This is a genomic window from Bradyrhizobium sp. LTSP849, assembly GCF_000938255.1.
Taxonomy (GTDB): domain Bacteria; phylum Pseudomonadota; class Alphaproteobacteria; order Rhizobiales; family Xanthobacteraceae; genus Bradyrhizobium.
In genome coordinates this window covers 21,318-42,843 of the sequence record NZ_JYMR01000056.1, presented here as the reverse complement: position 1 = coordinate 42,843, position 21,526 = coordinate 21,318, and the positions used below count along the sequence as shown (strand labels likewise).

The following is a 21,526-nucleotide window of genomic DNA, read 5'->3' as shown; positions in this document are numbered from 1 at the left end:
CTACTTCCCGAGTTCCGACGATCCCCGTCAAGCCGCCCTCCGTCGCGCCGACACCATTTCCTCGACATCGTCGAGCAATTCGGCCGGATCGAACACCGAGCCTTCCTTGATGACGGTCGAGATGCTGCGAGCCCAAATCACCGAGGCGGTCGGGTCGTCGAGGCGCATCGCCCCGGTACCGTAGAGAAGCTTGAAGTCGTTGAGCGGATTTTCGTCGTGGACAAGGATGTCGGCCAGCTTTCCGACCTCCAAAGTTCCGACGTCTTCTTCGATGCCGAGAAGCTCGGCCCCCCACGTTGTGGCGGCCCGAAGCACTTCCAGAGGCGTAAAGCCCGCCTCCTGCAGGAGCTCAAGTTCGCGGACGAGGCCGAACCCGTATGTCTGGAACATGAAGCCGGAATCGGAGCCGACGCAGACGCGCCCGCCGAGATTCTTGTAGTCGTTGACGAACCGCATCCAGAGCCGGAACGTTTCACGCCATTCCACCTCATTCGTCGTGGACCAGCGGTACCAATAGGCGCCATGCCCTCCCCGCTGCGGCTGAAAGTAGGCCCAGAGAGTCGGGTCGGTGAAGCGATCGTGCCAATCCGCGCGGCGGGTGCGCATCAGATCGCGATTGCCATCGTAGACGTTGAACGTGGGGACGAAGGTGTGTCCGGCCGCGAGGAACGCCTGGAGCACCTCGTTCCACTTCTGCGACTCCGGTTTGGCCGCCTGGAGAAATGTTTGGCCCGCCGTCGAGAACCGCAGATATTCGTCGTTGTAGTCGTACTCCGGCGGAAACGCCTGAAGTGTCTGCCCGTCTAGCAGCGCCTCCGGAATCCCGTAGGAGTGTTCGGTACTCGTCAGCCCCCATTGGGCGGTCCGTAGCGAGTTCATTCGGCCTACCGCCAGTTGGGCATGATGGCAGCATGTACGCAGTCCAAGGCTTCGACACTGCTCCAGAGCGGCTTTCATCATGGCCGGCGGAGCCCCGAAGAACTTGATCCCGTCGGCGCCGCGCTCCTTGACCGCCTGAAGCCATCTGCGCGCATCTTCCGGGGTATGGATGGTCTTCACATAGTCGTTCGTGCCAGGAAACGGCGCGTAGGCCAGAATGCGGGGTGCATCGATGCGGTGGTCCGCAGCCGCCCGCTTCTGTTGCAACGTCCACTGCAATCCGTTGAAGCACCCTGTCTCGCGAACGGTTGTGACGCCGTGCGCCAGCCACAGCTTGTAGACGTAGTCGGCATTCGGCATGGGCCCGTTCTCGGCGTGGAACGGCGCGCCGATGTGGGCATGACAGTCCACCAGCCCGGGCGTCAGAAACTTGCCGGTGCAATCGATCTCGAAATCGCCAGCAGGCGGACGGCGGTCAGGGTTGATCGGCAGCTTTGGCGTGCCGACCTTCTTCAACACCGTTATCCGGCCGCCCTCGACTACCAGATCGGCGGGGCACCACGGCGGGGCACCGGTACCGTCGACGATCGAAGCCCCGCGCAGCACTAGTCGCTTGAACGGCCCACGCCCGCGAGTCCGCGCCGTCGCCGCCTCGACCCGGGGAAGGCCAGCAGCGGCGAACATCCTGGCGAACTCCTCCCCGATGCTCTCCAAGTCAGGTTGCGTCATCGACTATCGCTCGCTTTCCGTAGCAAGATTCCGAAGCGGCGCGCGAGGCGCTCAGACCAGAACGTTCGTTGGTCATCCGGAACGCGCCCTCGGGCCGCAATTGCATGACGAGGATCAAAGTGAGGGCGATCGCGAACTCGCGGAGCGATGCGATCTGCACCGCATCGAGCCCCGGGATCGCTGCGGCGATGAAGCGTGACGCCTCCAGCAGCGCAACCAGAGCTATCGAGCCGACCACGGCGCCGGCAAGGCGCGTCTGACCACCGACGGTGACCGCCAAAAAGATGTAGATCGTCAGTTGGACGATGAAGACGTCGGGTGCGATGTAGCTGGTGAAGTGTGCATAGAGCGCGCCAGCGAGCCCGGAGAGTGCCGCACCGATTCCGAACGCCTGCAGCTTCAGCCGGAGCACGGATTTTCCGGCAACAGCCGCGATCTGCTCGTCGTCACGTACTGCGCGCAGCGCTCGTCCAAAGGGGCTCCGAAGAAGGCAACCGAGCAGGAAAGCGACGATACCGACGAGCGTCCAGGTCATAATGAGATAGAAGAAGGGAAAGGATTCTCCGAGATCGCTCTTGAGCGGCGCCACGATCCCCGATATCCCGTCGCTTCCCTTCGTCAACCACTTCTCGTTGGTTTCCGCCAGCCGCAGGATCTCTGCGAACCCAAGGGTCACGATCGCAAGGTAGTCGCCGCGTAGGTTGCGGACGACGAAACACAGAGCCACGCCTACCGCGGCCGAAACCACAGCGGCTGCGATCCAGTCGATCCAGATAGGAAATCCCGCTCCTGACAGCAGTGCGGAGGTATAGGCGCCGAGGCCTACGAACCCTACGAGGCCGAGATTCACCAGACCACCCTGCCCCCATGCCGTGACCAGGCCGAGGGATAGCAGAGCGTAGAACCCGGCGATCGTGCCGGCGAACACAAGATAGGAAATCATTTTCTTACCCCCGAGGCGCCGGAGAAGATGCCGCTCGGTCTCGCGAGCAAGGTGATCAGAATCGCGACAAAGGCGGTCAGGGACTGGTAGGCCGGCGGAAGGACCAGAAGGCCCAACTCGCCGATGACCCCCATCAGAAGGGCACCGGCGACAGCTCCCGGCAGGCTCGTCAAGCCTCCGACGACGCTGCCGGCGAAGATCAAAAGTATCAGCCTGGATCCCGTCGATGGATCCACGCTGGTGTCGATCGCCAGGAGAGCGCCACCGACGCCCGCGAGTCCCATGCCGATGAACGTGGCGAGATTGGCGAGACGGACCGGTTCGATACCCTTGAGCCGCGCGAGATCGACGTTGTCGGCCACGGCGCGCATGGCCTTGCCCAGTTTGGTGAGCGAGAAGAACAGCGCGAGAAGAACGGCAAGCCCGATCGCGATCTCGAGGTTGTGCAACTGCTGAAGCCCGATGCGGATGCCGCCGACTTTCATGTCGCGGGCGATCGGCATGTCGAAGCTGTTCAGGCCGCTACCGAAGGAGAAGCGACAGGCGTTCTCGAGCGCCATGTTCAGGGCGATCGAGACGACCGCCACCATCAACGGCGTCCGCGCGCTCGGTTTGCGTCGTATCGGAGCGAGCGCAATGCGGTCCGTCACGACGCCCAGAGCCCCTGCGACGAGGAATGCGATGATCAGGACCGGCACCAGCGATAGTTTAAGAGTCGTATTCGCCAGCCAGCCGGCGTAGCCGCCGGCCGTGAGTTGCGCAGCTACGCTGAAATTGACGAAACCCAGCACGCTGAAGATCAACGTCAGACCGAGCGCCGGCAACGCTATGAGCGCGCCGACGATCAGTCCGTTCACCAGATACTGCAGCAGGTCGGTCAACATGGCGTCCGCTTTCGTTCTCTGCTTCAGCCGACCTTGCGGACCACGAGCTTGCCGCCCTCGATCTGCTCATAACGGAAGAACACCCCCTTCACGTCGCCGTTGTCGGCGAATTCGAGCGGGCCGCTCGGTCCGTCGTAATTCACCTGTCCGCCAACGACGACCGCCTTCAGGGCCTCGGCCGCGTCGTCGAGCCGCTTGCCCTCCCCCTCGGAGATCGCGCGAAGATTGTCGCGGACCGCCGTTCCGTTCGCCTGCCCGGACGTCGCGCGAGCAAGCGCCAGCGACGTCAGCACGACGTGATCGTAGACCTGGCAGGAGTAGCTATCGAGCGAAGGCCGCTTCATCTTGCTGATGAGCCGCTTGTAGGCTTCCGAGTTTTCCGCGGCCGACGGAACGAGCGAATAGGCGCCTTCGGAAACCTCGGCAGGAACGGCTTTCGTTAGGGCGTCGTTGATGCCGAAGGAGAAGCCGATCTTCTTGCCCGAATAGCCTGCACGGTACAGGTCCTTCAGCACGACCGAGGTGTCGGGGACGTAGCCGCCGAGTACGATGACATCCGGCGACTCTTTCAGAGCCTGGTCTACTTCCGATCTGTAGCTCGACTTCTTGTCTTCGTAGACAAGCCCGCTGCCGGTACCGCCCGCGGCTTTGAATATCCCCGAGATGATGTCGATGTACGACTGCGCAAAGGGGGTTTGCGGACCGAGGAAAAACATCTTCTTGGCGCCGAGCTCGACTGCATATTTTCCGACGCTGGTGCCCTGGAGCGTGACGGTGGGCGAAGTCCTGAAGATGTACCCGTCATGCGGCAGCTTGGTGATGCTGTCCGCTCCCGACGAGGTGAGCAGCACGGTCTTTCCGTCCCAGCACAGCGGCGCGATGGCCGACGTGACCGCCGACGCGTAAGAACCTCCGATTGCTACGACCTTGTCCACGTCGATCAGCTTGTGCGCCGCACGGACGGCCGCCTCCGGATTGCTCTGATCGTCCTCAACGACGATCTGGATCGGACGCCCGCGAACGCCGCCGGCGGCGTTGATCTCGGTTTCGGCGACCTTTGCAGCCTGAGCCATCGTCGCCCCAAACTGGCTGGTCGCTCCGGTGAGCGGGATGATCAGGCCGATCTTGATCGGATCGCCTTGTTGCGCCCAGGAGCGTGAAAGGCTCGATGACAGCATTAGCCCGCCAACTCCAAGGCCAGCCTGCAGGAAAGTACGTCTGGCCAGATTCGACATGTTCAACTCCTCACCCTTCGTCAGTGGTCATGTTTCAATGTCGGTGCGGGGCCGCCGGAGCGGCCCGCCCGAGGAACAGATGCCTGATCTCGTCGTCCTCGATCATGGAGGCTGCCGCGTCGTCGCGGACTTTCTTGCCGGCGACGAGAACGACGCCGCGCGTGCCGTACTCCAGCGCCAGAAGCGCGTTCTGCTCGACCATGAGGATCGCCAGACCGCTCGCCGCGAGATCGCGGATGAGCACGAAGATCTCCTTCGCCGCCGCGGGCGAGAGGCCCGCCGTGGGCTCGTCCAGCAACAGGACGCTCGGATTGGTCATCAGGGCGACCGCTACCGCCAGCACCTGGCGTTGACCGCCCGAAAGATTGCCCGCCTTTTCGCGAAGCCGTCCGCGCAGCATCGGAAAGCGGTTCAGTTGCTCCTCGATTCGGCTCTTCAATCCTGAGCGCAGCAGGTAGCCGCCCATCTCGAGGTTTTCCTGGACCGAAAGGCTTCCGAACACGTTCCGCTCCTGCGGCACGAAGCTGACGCCGCGCTCGCAGGCGGCATGCGCGTCGCCGGCGGGAAGAGCGGTCCCGTCGATCGAGACGTCGCCGGTCCGCTTCGGCAGAAGGCCGGCGAGCAGCTTCAGGAACGTCGACTTTCCGGCGCCGTTGGGGCCGATGATGACGGCAAGATCCTTGGGCGCTATCGTGATATCCACGCCCTTCACGATGAAATCGGCGGTCGCGTAGCCGCCGCAAATAGCGCTTGCGCTCAGCGTCGTCATTGCAGCTGCACTCCGAGATAGCATTCCTGCACGCGACGATCGCCCGTCACTTCGTCGAAGGCGCCCCTCGTCAAGAACTTTCCTTCAGCCATGACGATGACGTCGTCGCAGAGCCGCTCGATGAGCTCCATCTCATGCTCAATCAGCAGAATGGTGACGCCCGACTCTCCGATTGCGGCAAGCTGCTCGGCGATCTCGCCGACGAGAGTTGGATTAACCCCGGCCATCGGCTCGTCGAGCAGGACCATCTTGGGCTCCGCGAGCAGTACCCGCCCGATTTCCAGCAGCTTCTTTTGGCCTCCGGACAAGGCGGTGACGAGGTTGTCGAGCACATGGTCTAGCCGGAGACGCTCGGCGATCGCATAAGAGCGCTCGCGCAACTCTTCTTCCTGCCGGCGGACCGCACCGGGGCTCGCCAGAGCTCGGAACACGCCCTCGCCCACCTGCCGCGGCCCGTACAGCATGAGATGCTCGAACACTGTCATGAGCGGGCACCCGCGCGCGAGTTGAAACGAGCGCACCAGACCGGATCGGGAAACGACTTCGGGACGCGCACGGGCGATATCGGCACCGTCGAAGCGCACGGCGCCCGAGAAGCCGTCGACGAGACCGGAGATGCAATTGAAGATGGTCGTCTTGCCGGCTCCGTTGGGGCCGATCAGACCGGTGATGGTGCCCGCTTCGACGGAGAAGGACGCGCCATCGAGAGCGCGGACACCGCCGAAACTCGCCCTGATATCGCTCACCTCAAGCAACGACCCTGTCGTCGTCATCGGGACACCTCGTGACGTTCCATCGGACGGATAAAGGGTTCGGCCCGCCTTTGCGCCGTACCCGCCGGACTTTCCGGGCATTTCTATTTAACTGTTTCCACCCGTCACCTATTGGCATAGGTTAATAACACGTAGGCACTTAATGCTATAGGTGTTGAACACTTAAGTGTCCGAGCCGCCGCGGTCGGGGAGAGATCATGAGAAATGCAATTGCTGCAGAGATCGACTACCGTCGCGCGTTCCAGGACGCGCCGGTGGGACAAGCCATCGCGAATAAGCGGATGATAAGAGCCTGCAACAAGGCGTTTGCCGATATCTTCCGCGGCAAACCCGGCGAATTCACCGGAACAACATTCGAGCGGCTTTATCCGACACATAACCATTTTGAAAGCGCCGGTCTGCGGGTCGGTGCGATGCTCACGCAGGATCGCGCGTTCTCGGACGACCGCGTCATGCGCCGTCTCGATGGCGAACTGTTCTGGGTTCACGTCCGCGGATTCACCTACACGCCCAAAGACCCGCACCGAAACACGTTGTGGGTATTCACCGAACTATCCAGTCGACAGGCGAAGAGCGACACGATCCGCGGATCGCTGACGCCAAGAGAGCGAGACATTGCAGCTTTGCTGATCGAGGGAAAGACGGGAAAGGAAGCGGCGCTTTCACTCGGCATCAGTCCGAGAACAGTCGACATCTACAAGACGCGCCTGCTGCGCAAGTACAGCGTGACGAACACGCCGGACCTGGTTCAAAGGCTGCTGACTGGCTAGGCATCCCTACGCAATCCGCCCGAAGTCGATCTGGCACTGCCCGCTTTCGCTTCCGAAATCTCAGCAGACCAGGCAAGCGCCCACAGCGCCGCAAAGGGCCGGACAATCAGCGCGTGCTCCCGATTGAACCAGCGGGCTTCGTGAAGGAGGTTGATGCTTTCCAGGCTTGCCGGGTATCCGTGACCGGAACGTTCAGCACAGCTCCGCAGCCGAGCGTTCGTCTAGACATCAAATCTCCTAAGCGAAACAGGACCGGGCCAGGAGAGGCGAGCCAATTTTGCCGTCAGATCCGTAGCGAGATGCTGCCATCATGGCTGGGCCCGAATTACGGAGCGGTTAGGCTACCGATGTGGAAGGCCTTGATTTCCAAGTATTCCTCGATGCCGAATTTGGAGCCCTCCCGACCGATGCCCGACTGTTTGATGCCGCCAAAGGGCGCGACCTCAAGCGACACCGAGCCCGTGTTCAGACCGACCATGCCGAACTCCAATCTTTCCGCCACCCGCCAGGAACGGTTGAGATTGGACGTATAGAAGTATGACGCAAGGCCGTAGGGGGTGGCGTTTGCGATCTGGATCGCCTCGTCTTCGTGCTTGAACCGGAACAGTGGAGCGACGGGTCCGAAGGTCTCCTCGTTCGCCAGTTGCATGTTCACGGTGGCGTTAGCGAGTACCGTCGGGTCCACAAACTGATCCTTCGATCCAGTCTTGCCGCCGAGCATAAGCACTGCACCGTTCGAAAGGGCGTCGTCGATGTGACGACGGACCTTATCGACAGCAGCACGGTTGATCAGTGGGCCGATCGTGACGCCCTCGCGCAATCCGCTGCCGACGACGAGCTTCGAGGTCTCCGCCAGAAGGCGGTCGGCGAACCTTTCATAGATTCCGTCCTGCACCAGCACCCGGTTCGCGCAGACGCAGGTCTGGCCGCCGTTGCGGAATTTGCTCGCCATCAATCCCGCCACAGCGAGATCGACATCTGCGTCATCGAACACGATGAAGGGAGCGTTGCCTCCCAACTCGAAGCTGACGCGCTTGATGGTGCTTGCCGACTGTTGCATCAGGAGCTGTCCGACGCGGGTGGATCCGGTGAACGAGAGCTTGCGGACGGATGGACTCGACGTGAGCTCGGCGCCGACCGCTTGGGGCATGCCCGTCACCACCGAGAAGACCCCCTTCGGAATGCCAGCTCGTTCGGCGAGGACGGCCAACGCCAGGGCCGAAAATGGCGTCAATTCCGACGGCTTCGCGATGATCGGGCAGCCGGCCGCCAGCGCCGGGCCCGCCTTGCGGGTAATCATGGCGTTCGGAAAATTCCACGGAGTGATCGCCGCGGAAACGCCCACCGGTTCCCTCAGAACCAGGATGCGCCGATCCCCGGTGGGGGCCGGAATGGTGTCGCCGTAGACTCGGCGCGGCTCTTCCGAAAACCACTTGATGAAACCTGCCCCGTACCGGATCTCGCCGGCAGCTTCCGCAAGCGGCTTCCCCTGCTCCATCGTCATAATGAGCGCGAGGTCGTCGATGTTTTCAAGCATCAGCCGATACCATTCCTCGAGCAAGCGGCCTCGCTCGCTGCCGGGAAGCGCGCGCCAGGCCGGCCAGACTTCTTCGGCCACCTTGATGGCGCGTCTGGTTTCTTCGGCACCAAGGGCCGGCACGGTACCGATCTCGGCACCGGTCGCCGGGTCCGTGACGACGACGGTCGCGCCGCCATCGGCATCGACCCATGCGCCGGCGACAAAAGCCTGCTCGCGGAACAGACGCGGATCTCTTAGACGTTCGCTTAGCATCGTCGAGGCCTCCGAAGGTAAGGCCCGCACCATCGCATTTTTGGTCAGCAGGCCCTGCCGATGAAGGCCGCCGAAGACGCAAAAATTGCCGTCCCGCCGGTTCTTACGGAATGTCCTGCTGCTGCCACATGTTCTAATGATCGCCGAAAAGCACGCCCATCCTGACCGAGGTCCGCGATATGACGCAACTGAAGGCCCAAACTACCTACGACGACTTCGCCCCTCTCGACATCCGGATTGGCAGGGTCGTCGAGGTCGAACCCTTTACCAGGGCGCGCAATCCTTCCTATAAGGTAGGCGTCGATGTCGGAGCCGAACGAACCATGTGGTCGAGCGCTCAGATCACCAACTACGAACCGGAGGCGCTGGTCGGCTCGCTCGTCGTCTGCATCTGCAATCTCGGCCCGAAGAATATCGCGGGCTTCACTTCCGAATTGCTCATTCTGGGCGCGAAGAATGCCGACCGGAATGTGATCGTGCTTGGCCCCCGCAGCAAGGTCGCGGTCGGAGAGCCGATCTTCTAGCTGAAGGCACTACCCCTTCACTCTCGGCGCAGCACGGCAGCACGCCCTGCGGTTTGGAACTCCGACGACGATAGAGCTTGCTGTCTGTGTCTCGTCTTCGGCAATTTGATCGGGGCGGCGCGGGTAGGATTTCTGCAAGGCCAGCGCCCGGTGGCGAGGCCGATACACCAGCAAGGGATCCAGCCATGTCAGCCGCTCAAACCGCCGTCGAGCTTGCCGCACTGCGTAACGCCAATATCGCGCGCGGCGTCCTCACCGCCCATCCGATCACCATCGCGCGCGCGGAAGGCGCGTTGGTTTGGGACGTGGAAGGTAAAGAGTATCTCGACTTCGTCGCAGGCATCGGCGTGCTCAACGTCGGACACAACCATCCGCGAGTCGTGGCCGCGGTCGAGAAGCAGCTCAAGAGCGTCACCCATATGGCCTTCCAGGTCGCGGCCTACCGGCCGTATCTGGATCTCGCCGAGAAGCTGAACCGCCTGGTCGGCAAGGGTGAGGCCTACAAGAGCATCTTCCTTACTTCGGGTGCCGAAGCGGTCGAGAACGCCGTCAAGATCGCTCGCGCCTACACCAACCGCTCCGCCGTGATCGCGTTCAGGGGCGGCTTTCATGGCCGCACGATGCTCGGCATAAGCCTCACCGGCATGAGCCAGCCCTATAAGCAGAACTTCGGACCGTTCGCTTCCGAGATCTTCCACACAGCCTTCCCGGACTCCTATCGCGACATGACGACCGAGCGCGCGCTCGAAGCGCTCGATGAGGTGTTCGCAACCGAGATCGCTCCGGATCGTGTCGCCGCGATCATTATTGAGCCGGTGCAGGGAGATGGAGGCTTCCTGCCCGCCCCGGCTCCATTCCTCAAGGCGCTGCGCGAGATCGCCAAGCGCCACGGCATCGTGCTCATCGCTGACGAGATCCAGACCGGCTTCGGACGGACCGGAAAACTTTTCGGCTTCGAGCACTCCGGGATCCAACCCGATCTGGTGACCGTCGCTAAAAGCCTCGCCGGTGGATTTCCCTTGTCGGGCGTCATCGGGCGAGCCGAGATCATGGACGCTCCCCTCCCCGGCGGTCTCGGTGGCACCTACGGCGGCAACGCCATCGGCTGTGCCGCCGCACTCGCGGTTCTGGAGGCCTTCGAACAGGACAAGCTGCTCGATCGTGCGGAGCGTCTCGGCCAGAGGCTCGAAGCAGGCCTCCGCGAACTCGCTCGGAGGCACGCGATCATCGGCGACGTGCGAGGGCTGGGCTTCATGCAGGCCATCGAGTTGGTCAAGGACCGCAAGACCAAGACGCCCGACCCGGACCGCGCGCAACGCGTCATCGATCAAGCCCGTCAGTGCGGACTCCTGGTGATCAAGTGCGGTGTCCACCGTAACGTGATCCGCTTTCTGGCGCCCCTGGTTGTCTCGGACGAGAACCTGGACAAGGCTCTCGTTATCATCGACGCGGCGCTGTCGGCCGAAAGCGCAAAGGCGGTCGCGTAGGCTGTGGGCGCTAGGCCGGACACTTAAGTGTCCGGCCATCTCGCGAGGGACGCTGTAGCGCTTATAATATTGCCGTCCGAGCGCCGCCATCCGGTGCGGCCCGGACCGCCTGCCAGTCGAGCAAAACGCCGCGGCGCGACGCGGACCTGCCCGGCTGCTCTACGGACTTGTCGTGCCGCCTGGCTAGCGCTGGCGAACCGTAGCAGCGGAGGAAATCCCACCGGCAACATGGAGACGATTCTTTGAACGGCGTCCCGAAGCTCGATCGGATTGACTTGAACATCCTCGTCCAGTTGCAGAACGACGGGAGGATGACCAACGCCAATCTGGCTGAGGCAGTTGGCCTTTCGGCGAGCCCGTGTCTGCAACGCGTCAAGCGGCTGGAATCGGCCGGGTACATCACTGGCTACGGCTCGCAAATTAACCTTGCGAAGCTAACCGAGAGCATAAGCGTCTTCACCGAAATCACGTTGGTCGACCATCGCAAGGAGGACTTCGTGAAATTCGAGGCCAGTATGCGCAAGGTAGACGAGCTGATGGAGTGTCACCTTGTCAGCGGCGGCTACGACTATTTGCTGCGTTTCGTGTGCCGCAACATCAGCCACTACCAGGAGGGAATGGAACACCTGCTCGAACGCAACATCGGGATCGAGAAATACTTCAGCTACATCGTGCTGAAATCGCCCATAGTGAAAAGTGTTCTTCCGCTCAAAACGCTGCTCGATCCCCCGCAATGAGCCAAGCAACCGCATCGCTGCTGGCGCTCCAATTGGCCCAGGCAGCAAGCGGCGATCCTCTTTGTCTTTGGATCTCCGCCCAACGGCTTTTGCAAGAAGGGGCCAGCGCGGCGGTTCGAGAGTCGGCATTGAAACGGAACGCTAAGAGGGATGAGCCGAAATCGCCAGCGCAAGCCCTTCTCGGAAGGCCGAGGCGGAGGATCAGCTAATCCTACGTGACGCGCACAGTGCTGATTGCACTCGTCTCAAGCGGCATCGCGGCCAATGCTCCGGCAGCTCTGTCCCAGAATGCGGTGAGTTGTCTACTATCTTCCGCAGGAAAGCGCACAAAATCGTAGTTTGGAGTGCAAAATCGCTGGCTTGGTAGCGGGAGCGCGACTCGAACTCGTCGCCGCCAGACTGATAAGCTTTCGGCAAAAACCTTATCAGTCGCGAACTGACTCCATTTTGTTAGAAACCTTATCAGTCCAAGAACTGACCCCCATTGCGACCAGGGCTTTATCAGATGAAGGCTGCCTGCAATAGCGGTCAGAGTTTCAGGCAGAAAGCGGAAGGACCCGACAAGTGGTCTTCGATGCCGACGACGAACCGCAATAAATTCAGCGGATTGGCTATCAACATGTGCACAGCCGCTTCTGGCCCTGGGCGCATCAATCCCGATGTCGGGATGAGCGCGTCCCGGAATACATGCAATGATGGTAAGGACTCTGCACACATATCTAGCGGCAATCAAAATTGGTGGCCCTCTCCAACGCCCCCATCGCTTTGAAATTCGTGAGTCTCAAAGCCAGAAAAATTTAACATTGATGCTGTCGCGCAAATGGCAACTTTGCGAACAGCAGGACGACAGCAATGCCGATCGCGCCCCCAAGTATCGTCTCCCATCCCCTGGCGACGAGGACAGCGGCCGGATATTCTCCGCTCGCGCCCATGGTGACAACGAGTGCGAACGCATAGGCCCCACAAGCGACCTCATAGTGTTCGGGCAGCGCCATCGAATAGATGATCATGGCAAAGGCGGCCGCTACCCACACTATCAATGGCGCGTGAGCTGCAATCGGCAGGCAAGCAAGTCCCAGTGGCACGCCGACCAACGTACCCGCAACGCGCCGCCGGATGCGATCGATGGTGCCGGCAAGCGAGCCTGTCACAACGTAGGTGCACGCCGCAATTGCCCAGGCGGACTCCGTAAGTCCTAGAGCTTGTCCGAGAACTACGATGATGAGCGAGGCGAACGCGGCTTGCAGACCCATGACCGATTCAGTGAAGGCAATGTCGCCATCGGCTGGAATGTCAACTCGCGGCGAGAGCGCCGGCTTTTCAGCCGGTCCGCTCAGCAGCCGAGGCACGATTGCGGCAAGCCCGGCAAGGGAGGTGGCCAACGCGATTGTCCCGAGGTCCTGGAGCGCCGCACCGGAGGTGAAAGCCAGGAGCTGTCCAATGAAGATCTGTGATCCGACGCCAGCACCGAGAACTCCGTAGCGCCTGAGATACCCGACGCAGAAAGCTCCTGTAACCAACGTCAATTCGTCCCAAACGGGACCGAGCACAGGCCGTACAGCAACAAAGATTGCGGCACCAATGCCTGCCGCGAGACAAAGAATCAGGAGATCGCGGGCCGATTCGTATCTGGTCGCCTGCGACTCCGACACGCTTGCCCATAGCGCAAAGCCGGCCGCGAATACGCCAAGCAGCGGCCCCCGCCCCTCCGCGATGCCCGGCATGGTTGCCAGCATCGCGGCGAGGCCAAAGGCGGTCGCCAAGCGTAATCCCTTGACGCGCCTATGCGCACCCGGATCAATCCGGTCGAGCCAGGCACCGCGCTTGAAATCGACCATGATCGGCCTGCTACATGCCGTAGAGAATCTTTAGATCCCCGCTGGCTCGCAGCGCGATGACGATGCCATCTGCAGGCAAATAGACCTTTTCGAGCTTCGCCGAGGACAGATGCCCTTCCATACGGAAGCCATCCTTCAACGGCCTGGAGAGCCTAGAATTGGCGGCATTCAGCAGATTCTCGTAGGCAATCCCATAGTCGACATTTGCTTTCGATCCGAGCTCTGCCGCAATCGGCTCGACCAGCGGAGCCAGTGCTTCGTCACCCGAGATGACTGAGAGATTGGACAGACTGACGGCATGACCGTCGGCGTCGACCTGGATTCCGCCGGTGAGATAGATCCAGTTGCCGGCGTTAGCATCCGTCTCCGATGCCTTTGTGACGCGCAAGCCGATCACTAGTTTGCCGGATGACGGGTAGATTTCGACGTCACGAACCGAGATGCCCGGCAGCGCGGGCATCGCCGCGATCGCCTGCTTCAGTCTGTCCTTGATCGTGTCGTAGCCGATCTTGACCGGAAGAATGACGTCGAACGTGCCGGGAGCATCGACGTCGTGGCCCAGGGGCGGCAGCGGCGCTGCCGTGACAGCCGGCGGAGCCTGGCCTACGATGGTCGTAGCCGTCCCGGACAACTCGAGCGATCCCCGCAAGACCTTTGTATCGGCACGGACACCCGCGAAAGCGGCATTCTGCGGCGTGATCTGCAGCCACACGGCGGGATTGTCGGAGAGCTGGATCGGCTCAAAAGCGTGCCGCCAGGCGGCGACCGCCTTGTCGTGAAGATCGAGACGTCGCGCGGCCGCAAGTGCATGCGACCTGACGATACCAAGCTGGGTGTGGATGCGAGGTTCGGCATATTTCGCCAATGGTATCTCGCGGCCCATCACACGCAGCACCGGCGGCTCGCTCCAGTGAAAGCCGTCGCTGAAGTTCAGATCGAGCGACCAGTCGCGGCCAAGCTGCGGATGCGCCTCGGCCTCGATCGTCGCGCTGGCCTCCGTTTCGCCGTGGATGCGCGCAGTGAACCTGTTGGCGCCCTGCCCTTCGAGCACGCCATGAATCGGAACCAAGCCGTAGACGCGGTCGCCGCGGCCGTAGAGAGAGACCGGACCGGAGCGTTCGACATACCCCCAGATATCGCAATTGGCGTTGACGCGGAAGAACAGCACGCGTCGATGCACACAGCTGACCCGCTCATCGATGCTTGCAAGACGTCGTGGAATATCCTTACCGATATCCGCGGCAAGCGCAGGCAGCCCGAGCTCGATACTCGCCGAGATGCGAGAATCGGCGCTGAACGGCGCTACGGTGTCGGGAGCCAGAGGCGGCTTGTCGGCAGCCGAGGCGACGGACGTCAATCCGAAGAGACTGAGAACAGCGAGCGTCGCGCGCGCGGAACGCCGAATGGCGTAGCAACTGGCTTGATGGTTCGTTTTCATGATGGGTCTCCATCTCTAGGTCGTGAAATTCAGGACAAACTGGCGCGCCGGGCTCAAAGGCGATGACGGCCGCCACCGAAATGATCGGCAAACCCGCCGTCATCACCAAAGGCCCGAGGCTCGCGCCGGAACATCTCGGCGCGCGGACGGTCGAACTGGGGGCGTGCCTCGGCCATCGGGCGATCCAGATTGCGCCGCGGCATCGCGCGGTTCGCCTGTCTCGGCGCAATCCTCGGAGCGGTAGGTTTGACGAGATCGGGAATGCGCTTGGCTGCTCCAGCCGCGTCCATGACTTTGGCCGCCTCGCCTGCGCCGTCGAACTTACGGTCGGCCTCGCGAGGCAGATCCAGACGTCCGTTTCCGATACGATTGTTCAGTGCCTCACGCGCCGCGACGGTGTTGCCGCGGCCGAAGCGCTCGGCCACAGCGGCGTTGTGGTATGGCACGTCACCGCGATGGGCTGGGTTATGGACCCAGATATTGTTCGTGATGTCTGTGCGATTGAATGTGTTGAAGCGATTGACGTTGATGATCACGTTGTTGTGCCACCAATCGCATCCGCCCCAGATCGCAGCGCCGACGGTGACGCCCGCGGCGAACGAAACGATGTTGCTGGCGATGAACCCCGGCGGCGACCAGTAGAAGGGCGGATTGGCCGGATATCCCCACTGGCCGTAGGCCACGCTCGGATCGTAAACCGGAACATAATAGACATCGGGATTGACCGGTTCGACCACGATCGCCTGCTGCCGCGATGGCGCCGCGACGTCCGCGGGCGCCGGCTCGGAGGTGACGCGCTGCTGCGCGTTCGATTGCAGATTCCCCGTCGCCTGCGCCTCCGCGCGCAACGTCTGCACGGCCGCCATGACGTCCTGTTGCTGCGCAAGAAAGGCATCGCCGAGTTGTTGCGTCCAGTCGAGCTTGTCGCTCATCATCTGAAGGGTCTGCGGCACAGCCGCAAGCGCCTTGACGCTTGGATCCCAGGGCTGGCTCTGCATCGCGCTCTGCAGCTCGGAGCCGGTCACACCAGGATTATCGTGCGACCAGCGCGCGGCCTCGACGACCTCGAGTGGATAGGTCGTTGCCATCAGCACCTGCGTCAGCAGAGGATCAGGGTAGAGCGCGATGGGGGCGACGAGCTGTTCGAGCTGGCCCTCGGAAAGCCTGGACGGCGCCTGGCTCTGGGTTTGAGCCTGTGGCGCAGTGGCGTCCTGTGCTTGCGCCGGTGCGCCGGCGAAACTCAGTGCGATCACGACGGCCGCGCCGGCGATGTTGAAGCGCCTGCGCGCCGAGAAAGTCTTGTTTGTCACGGTTGTTGTCCTGTCGTCAGTTCGCGCAAAGCGCCTTCGGTTTATGGGCAGATGCGCTGGTTGTTGCGCCAGTAGCAGGTGGATCCACGCCGATAGGCGTAGACATTGCCGTAACGGCCGACCGCGACTGCGCCATTGCGATTGAAGGCGACGCCTCCGCGCGGGCCGACGCAACCGGCGCCGATCGCGCTTCGGCCGCAGGAAAAGGCTTGCGCCTGGGTGGCGCTGAACAGGCCGGCCAGCGCCGCAATGGTCAGGGCAGCGCAGGTGGAGATAGATGCTCTCAAAACGAACTTTGTTGTTAATTTACAATCTTTACGGGAATTTATGTCCAAGGTCGTTGTCATGTCTTGTTGTCCTTTGTCGGTGTGAGAAAAAGATCTTCGTGGGCGGCGGTTGGCCCGCTCTCAACGCGATGAACACATGCGCCTGGACGCCTTCGAATACAAATACCGCTTCAATATGCGGGTATCGGCGCGCGATATATCCGGCGACGGGACCGTTGACCACATCCGGAAGCTTGCCTAGCGCTGGTATCCTTCGTCGGGCGCGACTCCGCCAAGCGCCAGTCGGTTGACCTCACCGAGGCCACGGCCCTCCAGATCGGCAAGCACCGCCGCGTCGGATAGCGGGAGCTTTTTCGACCGCTTCCAGTCGCGCTCGACGGTCGCGATCAGACGCTGCACCACATGGTCCGATCCAGTTTCGATTGCCAACTCGCGCCGATCGTCAAAACTGCCGGGACTGAGATTGATCGAGCCGACGATGGCGCGGCTGCCGTCCGCTACCATGATCTTGCCATGCAGCTTCAGATGCCGCAGCGTCCGAACCTTGGCGCCGACGTCATGCACGATTCGCAGCCCGCTGACGCCTTCGAACAGCTTCTTGTGCTTCAGCTTGTGAAGCGCGCGGGACATGATCCGGACCTTGACGCCCCGATTCACCGCCCGCACAAGCCGCTCGATGATCACCATGTCCTGGTAGCGCTCATTCTGGAGCCAGAGCGTTTCCTTCGCGCCATCGATGAAATCCGCGATGCGCTGGCGACCGTTGTTCGGACACCAGATCAAATGAGACGCCGGGTCGGGCGAGAATTTCTGCTCGGCCCAGTCGGCATCGAAACAACGGACCATCTCGGCAACTTCCGACATCTTGGTGGTCTCGACCGCGTAGTCCCGCGTCTCCGTGAGGTCACGCGTCTCCCAGTTGAGGGATTCGATGAAGCCTACCCGACCGTCGATCACCATCGACTTCTGATGCGTCACGGCAAATTCCGTGCTGCTGTCTTTTACCGAGACACCTGCCGTGAGAAGGGTTTCGCGGGCGACGTCGTTGTCGCTCGTTCCGTCTCGCCGCGCCGGGTTGAGCATGACGCGAACATTCACGCCGCGGCGACGGGCCGCGACCACGGCCTCGAGCAACGCCGGGTCGGTGAACAGGAACATCCTGATGTTAAGGCTATGTTTGGCGGCATCGATGGGTGCGACGATCGCATCGGCGCCGTCATCGGGAAGAACGATCAGCCTGTGTGACATGGTGCTTGCTCTTTCTTGCTGGGTTCAGGCCGCATCGGCGGCGTGAGACGGCGCAGTCTGATGCTGGATCCGGCTCAACTCGGCAAAGTCACCGCCGCGCGCGATCAGTTCGTCGTAGCCGCCTTCTTCGGCCACTACCCCATCCCTGAGCACAATGATTTTGTCGGCATTGACCAGCGTGTTCAGGCGGTGGGCGATCATAAGCACCGTCCGCCCTTTCATCAGGCGATGAAGCGCATCGATGACAAGCCGTTCGGACTGCGGATCCAGCGCCGCAGTCGGCTCATCCAGCACGAGAATGGGGCTGTTGCGTACGACAGCGCGCGCGATCGCGATACGCTGACGTTGACCGCCCGACAGGGTGCTTCCGTGCTCGCCGACAAGGGTATCGTAACCATGCGGCATGCGCGCGATGAAATCATCGGCATTGGCGACATGGGCGGCAGCCAAAATCTCCGCTTCGTTCGCGTCAGGACGGCCATAAGCGATGTTCTCGCGGATCGTTCCGGGAAACAGGACCGTATCCTGGAGCACGAAGCCGATCTGTGCACGCAGGGACGCGATCTTGTAGTCTGCGACATCGACGCCATCGATCAGGATGCGGCCGAGCCGCGGATCGTAAAAGCGGGGCAACAGGCTCAGCAGCGTCGATTTGCCCGACCCAGTCGGACCGACGAAACCGACGACCTGGCCGGGCTGAATATCGAACGACACTTCGTTCAGGATCTGCTCGCCCGTCTCGTAGCCGAAGCTGACCCCATCGAAGCTGATGGCGCCTCGTACCCGGCCGGTGTCAACCGCGCCAGCGCGCTCGTCGATCACCTCGTCTGCGGACAGGATGGTCTGGATGCGTTCCAGCGCGACGGTGGTCTGCGCGATCGTGCTGGTCATGCTGGCGAGGTCCTTCACGGGTTTGAAGAACCTCTTGAGGTAGGCAAGGTACACGGTCAGAGCGCCGGCGGTCATGGTTCCCGCCACGATCAGTGCCGTGCCTTTCCAGAGCACGATGGCAGTGCAGATCGCCACTACGATGCTCACGAGAGGCGACATCAATGACTTGATCTTTCGGGCGCGGAGCGCGGCCTCGACAGTGGCGCGGCTCGCCGCTTCCAGATTGGCAAGCTCGAGATCCTGCCGTCCGAACGCCTTGGTGACCCTGATCGTGCTCAGGCCGCGCTGAACGATAGAAAGGACCTCGCTCTGGCGCACACGGACCGCGCGGGTCGCCTCCTTCACCGCCCACTTGAAGCGGAATACGAACAGCAGAAGAACCGGTGTGAAGGCGACCGCGATGAGCGTGAAGTCCCAGTCCAGCCAGAACATCAGTCCGACCATGAAGACAATGGTCAGCAGATCGATCACGATGTCGAGCGTCGACGACGACGCGAAATCCTGGATGGTTGCGACGTCGCTGGTGATCGTCGAGACCAGTGTTCCGATCCGGGCATGGTCGTAATAGCGCAACGACAGCCGATGAAGATGCTCGTAGATTCGCAGGCGCAGATCGTTGGCAACCCACTGCCCTACGCTCGTCGTATAATAATTATCGATGTAGCCCGCGATCGCACCGACCACGGCGATGGCCAGCGTCGCTACGCCCGCGAATAGCGCGACGCCGAGCGTGTGCTTGCCGAAACCGTAGTCATGCGCCCATTCCAGCCAATGCGGAAGGTGATGGTTTCCGAGCGCATCGTCGATCACGAGTTTCAGCGGCCAAGGGGCTGCGAGACCGACCACGATCTCGATCAGCATGGCGATGAAGACGATGGCGAGCCAGCCGCGATAGGGCCGGAGCAGGTCGAGCACCAGGCGTGACATTGGTGGGCGCTCCTATCGGGCCGAGGCTTCGGCCGGAGCCATCGCGGGCGCCGGCTTGCCGCAGTCGCTGGGCGCGGGCCGGCCCGCGAAGCGGTCCATCATCCAGCTCACCGCGGCTTCGGCGCTGTCGCGTGCGACGAAGCCATGCCCGACGCCCGGAACCGACATCATGGCGACCTTGCCGCCGGCCTCGCATTGCCGCTGCATGTACGCGCGCGTAGTCTCGGGACGGACGATGTTGTCGGTGCTGCCCTGCGCGAGGAACAGCGGAATCTGCGGCGAGAGAGCGACCGGCGTGTTGCGAACGGCCAGCGAGCGCCACGGTTCGACCGTTGCGATGCTCGCGACCGACAGGAACGCCTGCTCGAGCGGCTTTTCAGTCTGGCGCCGCTCCATGATGTCGAAGATTGACTCGATGCACTCGTTCGAGAGCCGGTCGACGGTCGGCATCGCCTGAGGCAAAACGACCTTGTCGATCGGCGCCCCATAGACGCGCGACCAGGACCACAAGGTCATCGCCGTTAGATTCTTGCCGCCGGACGTCTTGAAGTCGTCGCCCATCAGGGTCACAAGCGACGTCGCCGGCGCCGCGGCGGCGACACCAACCAGGTGCAACTCCGGAGCATAGGTCCCGGCGATCAGCCCGGTGTAGAGCGACGCCTGGCCGCCTTGCGAATGCCCCCACACGGCAAAGCTGTTGCCTTCGCCGACCCCGGGAAAGCTGCGCGCGGCACGCACCGAATCGATCACCGCACGCGCTTCGCTGTCACCGACGAGATAAGGATGCGGGCCGGCCGTCCCGAGGCCGGGATAATCGGTCGCGGCAACCACCGCGCCCTGCTCGACGAGCTGGCGGAGCCCCGCCATCTGCTGAAATGCGAAGATTGCGAGCGATGGCGCACAATGCGGTACGACGCCGGTGGTCGGATGTGCCCAGGCCACGATCGGTCGGCCGCCGGAAGGCATAGGACCGGGCGGCACCACGATGATGCCGGATACGGCGATTGGCTCGCCGTGCATACCGACCGAACGGTACAGCACGCGATAGGCTTGCGCTCCCGCGGGCGCGAACATCATCGGCTCGGAGCGGATCAGGCTGCCGGGCGGTCCTGCGAGTTCCCGGGGCGACGCTTCGTAAAACGCCGTCTGCGCCTGCGCGTTCATGGATGGCAGCGACATCGTCACGGCACAAAGCAGCGCGCTGAACCAGCGAGCCAGCCGAGGCGCAACGGCCCGGGACTTCATGAGATTCTTCATCATAGCCTCGTCATGGATCAAACGATGGAAGAGAACGCACGCCGCGCGGCATCACGGGGCGCACCGTCGACGGAAGGGCTCAGCGGAGCTCGCCAGATCGGGCGCGCGCGGCTTGTTCGTAGCCACCTTGGTCGACATGGCCAGGGAACATGACATCGTGACACGGTTCGCTCAGACTTGCCGCGTTGTCCTGAAGGCACGCGACGATCGCACCGACATTCGGGATGTAGCTGCCGCACAGCCTGAAAACGTCCGGCCTGCAGGCATTCTGCTGTTGCATGGTGCCTTGGGCGAAGGCGCTCGTGCCGATCGTGGTAACCGACAAGGCGATGGCAAAGGCTTTGGTCAATCGGGGCAGCATTATCGATCTCCAATGACGTTTGAATTTGGGTGCAAACATTCTTAGGTTGTCAAAACGAGCACATGTCTCCTGAGCAGCTGACCCTGCTGGCTTGGAACGCCTCAGATCACTTCGTATGCGAAAAGCGTGGCTACCAGCGTGATTCCGACTAGGCCGCAGAGGAAGATCAAGTCTGCGATCTGCTCGATCCAAAGGCTAAGCCTGGCGCGGTTAAACCAGCGGATCGACAGATAGGATGTCAGGGCGCTGGCGAGGAAGGTCACAGCCACGATCGCCGCATATTCATCGACATGCGACGTGCCGTGCTTGGCTTCAGCGAGCTTGACCAACCCGATCATGGTTGCACACACGCCGATCATCGTTCCCGAGACCGGCAGGATGTGCGACGCCAGACTGTCGCCTCTCGCGTGGATAGCTAATCGGTTGGACATCGAATTATCGGCTCGG

Annotated in this window: 20 protein-coding genes; 4 read left to right on the top strand and 16 right to left on the bottom strand. The window is 62.1% G+C overall.

What is annotated here, in order from left to right; all coding sequences use genetic code 11:
• Nucleotides 1–27: 27 nt before the first annotated feature.
• Genes UB31_RS37395 through UB31_RS37370 form a run of 6 tightly spaced genes read right to left on the bottom strand, consistent with a single transcriptional unit; the run spans nucleotide 28 to nucleotide 6,212 of the window.
• A complete protein-coding gene (locus tag UB31_RS37395; RefSeq protein ID WP_045014454.1) occupies nucleotides 28–1,608 on the bottom strand; it encodes an amidohydrolase family protein in 1,581 nt (526 codons plus the stop codon).
• Entirely contained in the window at nucleotides 1,595–2,536 is a 942-nt protein-coding gene (locus UB31_RS37390) for a branched-chain amino acid ABC transporter permease (protein WP_245305547.1), read from the bottom strand. Before UB31_RS37390 ends, UB31_RS37395 begins: the two co-directional genes overlap by 14 nt.
• 11 nt (nucleotides 2,537–2,547) lie before the next feature.
• On the bottom strand, nucleotides 2,548–3,435 hold the full coding sequence (locus tag UB31_RS37385; protein ID WP_045014453.1) for a branched-chain amino acid ABC transporter permease: 888 nt from the start codon (nucleotides 3,433–3,435) through the stop codon (nucleotides 2,548–2,550).
• A 23-nt stretch (nucleotides 3,436–3,458) separates the two neighbouring features.
• Nucleotides 3,459–4,670, bottom strand: a complete 1,212-nt coding sequence (locus tag UB31_RS37380; RefSeq protein WP_050032066.1) for an ABC transporter substrate-binding protein — start codon at nucleotides 4,668–4,670, stop codon at nucleotides 3,459–3,461.
• A gap of 34 nt (nucleotides 4,671–4,704) precedes the next feature.
• Nucleotides 4,705–5,439: an ABC transporter ATP-binding protein gene (locus tag UB31_RS37375; protein ID WP_045006589.1), complete on the bottom strand. Its 735-nt coding sequence runs from the start codon at nucleotides 5,437–5,439 to the stop codon at nucleotides 4,705–4,707.
• Complete coding sequence (locus UB31_RS37370; protein ID WP_045006590.1) at nucleotides 5,436–6,212, bottom strand: ABC transporter ATP-binding protein; 777 nt, start codon at nucleotides 6,210–6,212, stop codon at nucleotides 5,436–5,438. The genes UB31_RS37375 and UB31_RS37370 overlap by 4 nt, the downstream gene beginning before the upstream one ends.
• Before the next feature lie 197 nt (nucleotides 6,213–6,409).
• Between UB31_RS37370 and UB31_RS37365 the strand changes: the two genes are divergently transcribed.
• Nucleotides 6,410–6,982 carry a PAS and helix-turn-helix domain-containing protein gene (locus tag UB31_RS37365; RefSeq protein ID WP_045006591.1) on the top strand — a complete coding sequence of 191 codons (573 nt, stop codon included), beginning with the start codon at nucleotides 6,410–6,412 and terminating at the stop codon, nucleotides 6,980–6,982.
• 325 nt (nucleotides 6,983–7,307) lie between these two features.
• Here the strand turns inward: UB31_RS37365 and UB31_RS37360 are convergent, their stop codons facing one another.
• Nucleotides 7,308–8,774, bottom strand: a complete 1,467-nt coding sequence (locus UB31_RS37360; RefSeq protein ID WP_045014720.1) for an NAD-dependent succinate-semialdehyde dehydrogenase — start codon at nucleotides 8,772–8,774, stop codon at nucleotides 7,308–7,310.
• Nucleotides 8,775–8,953: 179 nt separating this feature from the next.
• Between UB31_RS37360 and UB31_RS37355 the strand changes: the two genes are divergently transcribed.
• The 3 genes from UB31_RS37355 to UB31_RS37345 all read left to right on the top strand — a co-directional run bounded on the left by UB31_RS37355 (nucleotide 8,954) and on the right by UB31_RS37345 (nucleotide 11,522).
• Nucleotides 8,954–9,298 (top strand): tRNA-binding protein, encoded by a 345-nt coding sequence (locus UB31_RS37355; protein WP_045006592.1) that lies wholly within the window; start codon nucleotides 8,954–8,956, stop codon nucleotides 9,296–9,298.
• A gap of 185 nt (nucleotides 9,299–9,483) precedes the next feature.
• On the top strand, nucleotides 9,484–10,785 hold the full coding sequence (gabT, locus tag UB31_RS37350) for a 4-aminobutyrate--2-oxoglutarate transaminase (RefSeq protein WP_045006593.1): 1,302 nt from the start codon (nucleotides 9,484–9,486) through the stop codon (nucleotides 10,783–10,785).
• Nucleotides 10,786–11,027: 242 nt separating this feature from the next.
• Nucleotides 11,028–11,522 carry an Lrp/AsnC family transcriptional regulator gene (locus UB31_RS37345; RefSeq protein ID WP_045006594.1) on the top strand — a complete coding sequence of 165 codons (495 nt, stop codon included), beginning with the start codon at nucleotides 11,028–11,030 and terminating at the stop codon, nucleotides 11,520–11,522.
• A 797-nt stretch (nucleotides 11,523–12,319) separates the two neighbouring features.
• Here UB31_RS37345 and UB31_RS37340 read toward each other — a convergent pair.
• From UB31_RS37340 to UB31_RS37300, 9 genes are all read right to left on the bottom strand, one after another.
• Nucleotides 12,320–13,360: an FUSC family protein gene (locus UB31_RS37340; protein ID WP_050032051.1), complete on the bottom strand. Its 1,041-nt coding sequence runs from the start codon at nucleotides 13,358–13,360 to the stop codon at nucleotides 12,320–12,322.
• 10 nt (nucleotides 13,361–13,370) lie between these two features.
• Nucleotides 13,371–14,798, bottom strand: a complete 1,428-nt coding sequence (locus UB31_RS37335) for a DUF4403 family protein (RefSeq protein WP_082078774.1) — start codon at nucleotides 14,796–14,798, stop codon at nucleotides 13,371–13,373.
• Nucleotides 14,799–14,851: 53 nt separating this feature from the next.
• Complete coding sequence (locus UB31_RS37330; RefSeq protein WP_050032054.1) at nucleotides 14,852–16,108, bottom strand: DUF3300 domain-containing protein; 1,257 nt, start codon at nucleotides 16,106–16,108, stop codon at nucleotides 14,852–14,854.
• 41 nt (nucleotides 16,109–16,149) lie between these two features.
• Nucleotides 16,150–16,455 carry a hypothetical protein gene (locus tag UB31_RS37325; RefSeq protein WP_156163239.1) on the bottom strand — a complete coding sequence of 102 codons (306 nt, stop codon included), beginning with the start codon at nucleotides 16,453–16,455 and terminating at the stop codon, nucleotides 16,150–16,152.
• A gap of 177 nt (nucleotides 16,456–16,632) precedes the next feature.
• Nucleotides 16,633–17,643 carry a phospholipase D-like domain-containing protein gene (locus UB31_RS37320; RefSeq protein ID WP_045006596.1) on the bottom strand — a complete coding sequence of 337 codons (1,011 nt, stop codon included), beginning with the start codon at nucleotides 17,641–17,643 and terminating at the stop codon, nucleotides 16,633–16,635.
• A 24-nt stretch (nucleotides 17,644–17,667) separates the two neighbouring features.
• The gene (locus tag UB31_RS37315; RefSeq protein ID WP_045006597.1) at nucleotides 17,668–19,461 is read right to left on the bottom strand and encodes an ABC transporter ATP-binding protein; all 1,794 of its coding nucleotides are present in this window, start codon (nucleotides 19,459–19,461) and stop codon (nucleotides 17,668–17,670) included.
• Between the two features lie 12 nt (nucleotides 19,462–19,473).
• A complete protein-coding gene (locus UB31_RS37310; protein ID WP_045006627.1) occupies nucleotides 19,474–20,706 on the bottom strand; it encodes an alpha/beta fold hydrolase in 1,233 nt (410 codons plus the stop codon).
• Nucleotides 20,707–20,797: 91 nt separating this feature from the next.
• On the bottom strand, nucleotides 20,798–21,079 hold the full coding sequence (locus UB31_RS37305; protein ID WP_045006598.1) for a hypothetical protein: 282 nt from the start codon (nucleotides 21,077–21,079) through the stop codon (nucleotides 20,798–20,800).
• Between the two features lie 101 nt (nucleotides 21,080–21,180).
• Complete coding sequence (locus tag UB31_RS37300) at nucleotides 21,181–21,510, bottom strand: hypothetical protein (RefSeq protein ID WP_045006599.1); 330 nt, start codon at nucleotides 21,508–21,510, stop codon at nucleotides 21,181–21,183.
• Nucleotides 21,511–21,526: the final 16 nt, after the last annotated feature.

Coding starts and splice junctions, on each gene's coding strand:
- UB31_RS37365 (WP_045006591.1), top strand. CDS start 6,410: ATGAGAAATGCAATTGCTGCAGAGATCGACTACCGTCGCGCGTTCCAG.
- UB31_RS37310 (WP_045006627.1), bottom strand. CDS start 20,706: ATGAAGTCCCGGGCCGTTGCGCCTCGGCTGGCTCGCTGGTTCAGCGCG.
- UB31_RS37360 (WP_045014720.1), bottom strand. CDS start 8,774: ATGCTAAGCGAACGTCTAAGAGATCCGCGTCTGTTCCGCGAGCAGGCT.
- UB31_RS37340 (WP_050032051.1), bottom strand. CDS start 13,360: ATGGTCGATTTCAAGCGCGGTGCCTGGCTCGACCGGATTGATCCGGGT.
- gabT (WP_045006593.1), top strand. CDS start 9,484: ATGTCAGCCGCTCAAACCGCCGTCGAGCTTGCCGCACTGCGTAACGCC.
- UB31_RS37355 (WP_045006592.1), top strand. CDS start 8,954: ATGACGCAACTGAAGGCCCAAACTACCTACGACGACTTCGCCCCTCTC.
- UB31_RS37320 (WP_045006596.1), bottom strand. CDS start 17,643: ATGTCACACAGGCTGATCGTTCTTCCCGATGACGGCGCCGATGCGATC.
- UB31_RS37395 (WP_045014454.1), bottom strand. CDS start 1,608: ATGACGCAACCTGACTTGGAGAGCATCGGGGAGGAGTTCGCCAGGATG.
- UB31_RS37315 (WP_045006597.1), bottom strand. CDS start 19,461: ATGTCACGCCTGGTGCTCGACCTGCTCCGGCCCTATCGCGGCTGGCTC.
- UB31_RS37385 (WP_045014453.1), bottom strand. CDS start 3,435: ATGTTGACCGACCTGCTGCAGTATCTGGTGAACGGACTGATCGTCGGC.
- UB31_RS37325 (WP_156163239.1), bottom strand. CDS start 16,455: ATGACAACGACCTTGGACATAAATTCCCGTAAAGATTGTAAATTAACA.
- UB31_RS37370 (WP_045006590.1), bottom strand. CDS start 6,212: ATGACGACGACAGGGTCGTTGCTTGAGGTGAGCGATATCAGGGCGAGT.
- UB31_RS37300 (WP_045006599.1), bottom strand. CDS start 21,510: ATGTCCAACCGATTAGCTATCCACGCGAGAGGCGACAGTCTGGCGTCG.
- UB31_RS37305 (WP_045006598.1), bottom strand. CDS start 21,079: ATGCTGCCCCGATTGACCAAAGCCTTTGCCATCGCCTTGTCGGTTACC.
- UB31_RS37335 (WP_082078774.1), bottom strand. CDS start 14,798: ATGAAAACGAACCATCAAGCCAGTTGCTACGCCATTCGGCGTTCCGCG.
- UB31_RS37375 (WP_045006589.1), bottom strand. CDS start 5,439: ATGACGACGCTGAGCGCAAGCGCTATTTGCGGCGGCTACGCGACCGCC.
- UB31_RS37380 (WP_050032066.1), bottom strand. CDS start 4,670: ATGTCGAATCTGGCCAGACGTACTTTCCTGCAGGCTGGCCTTGGAGTT.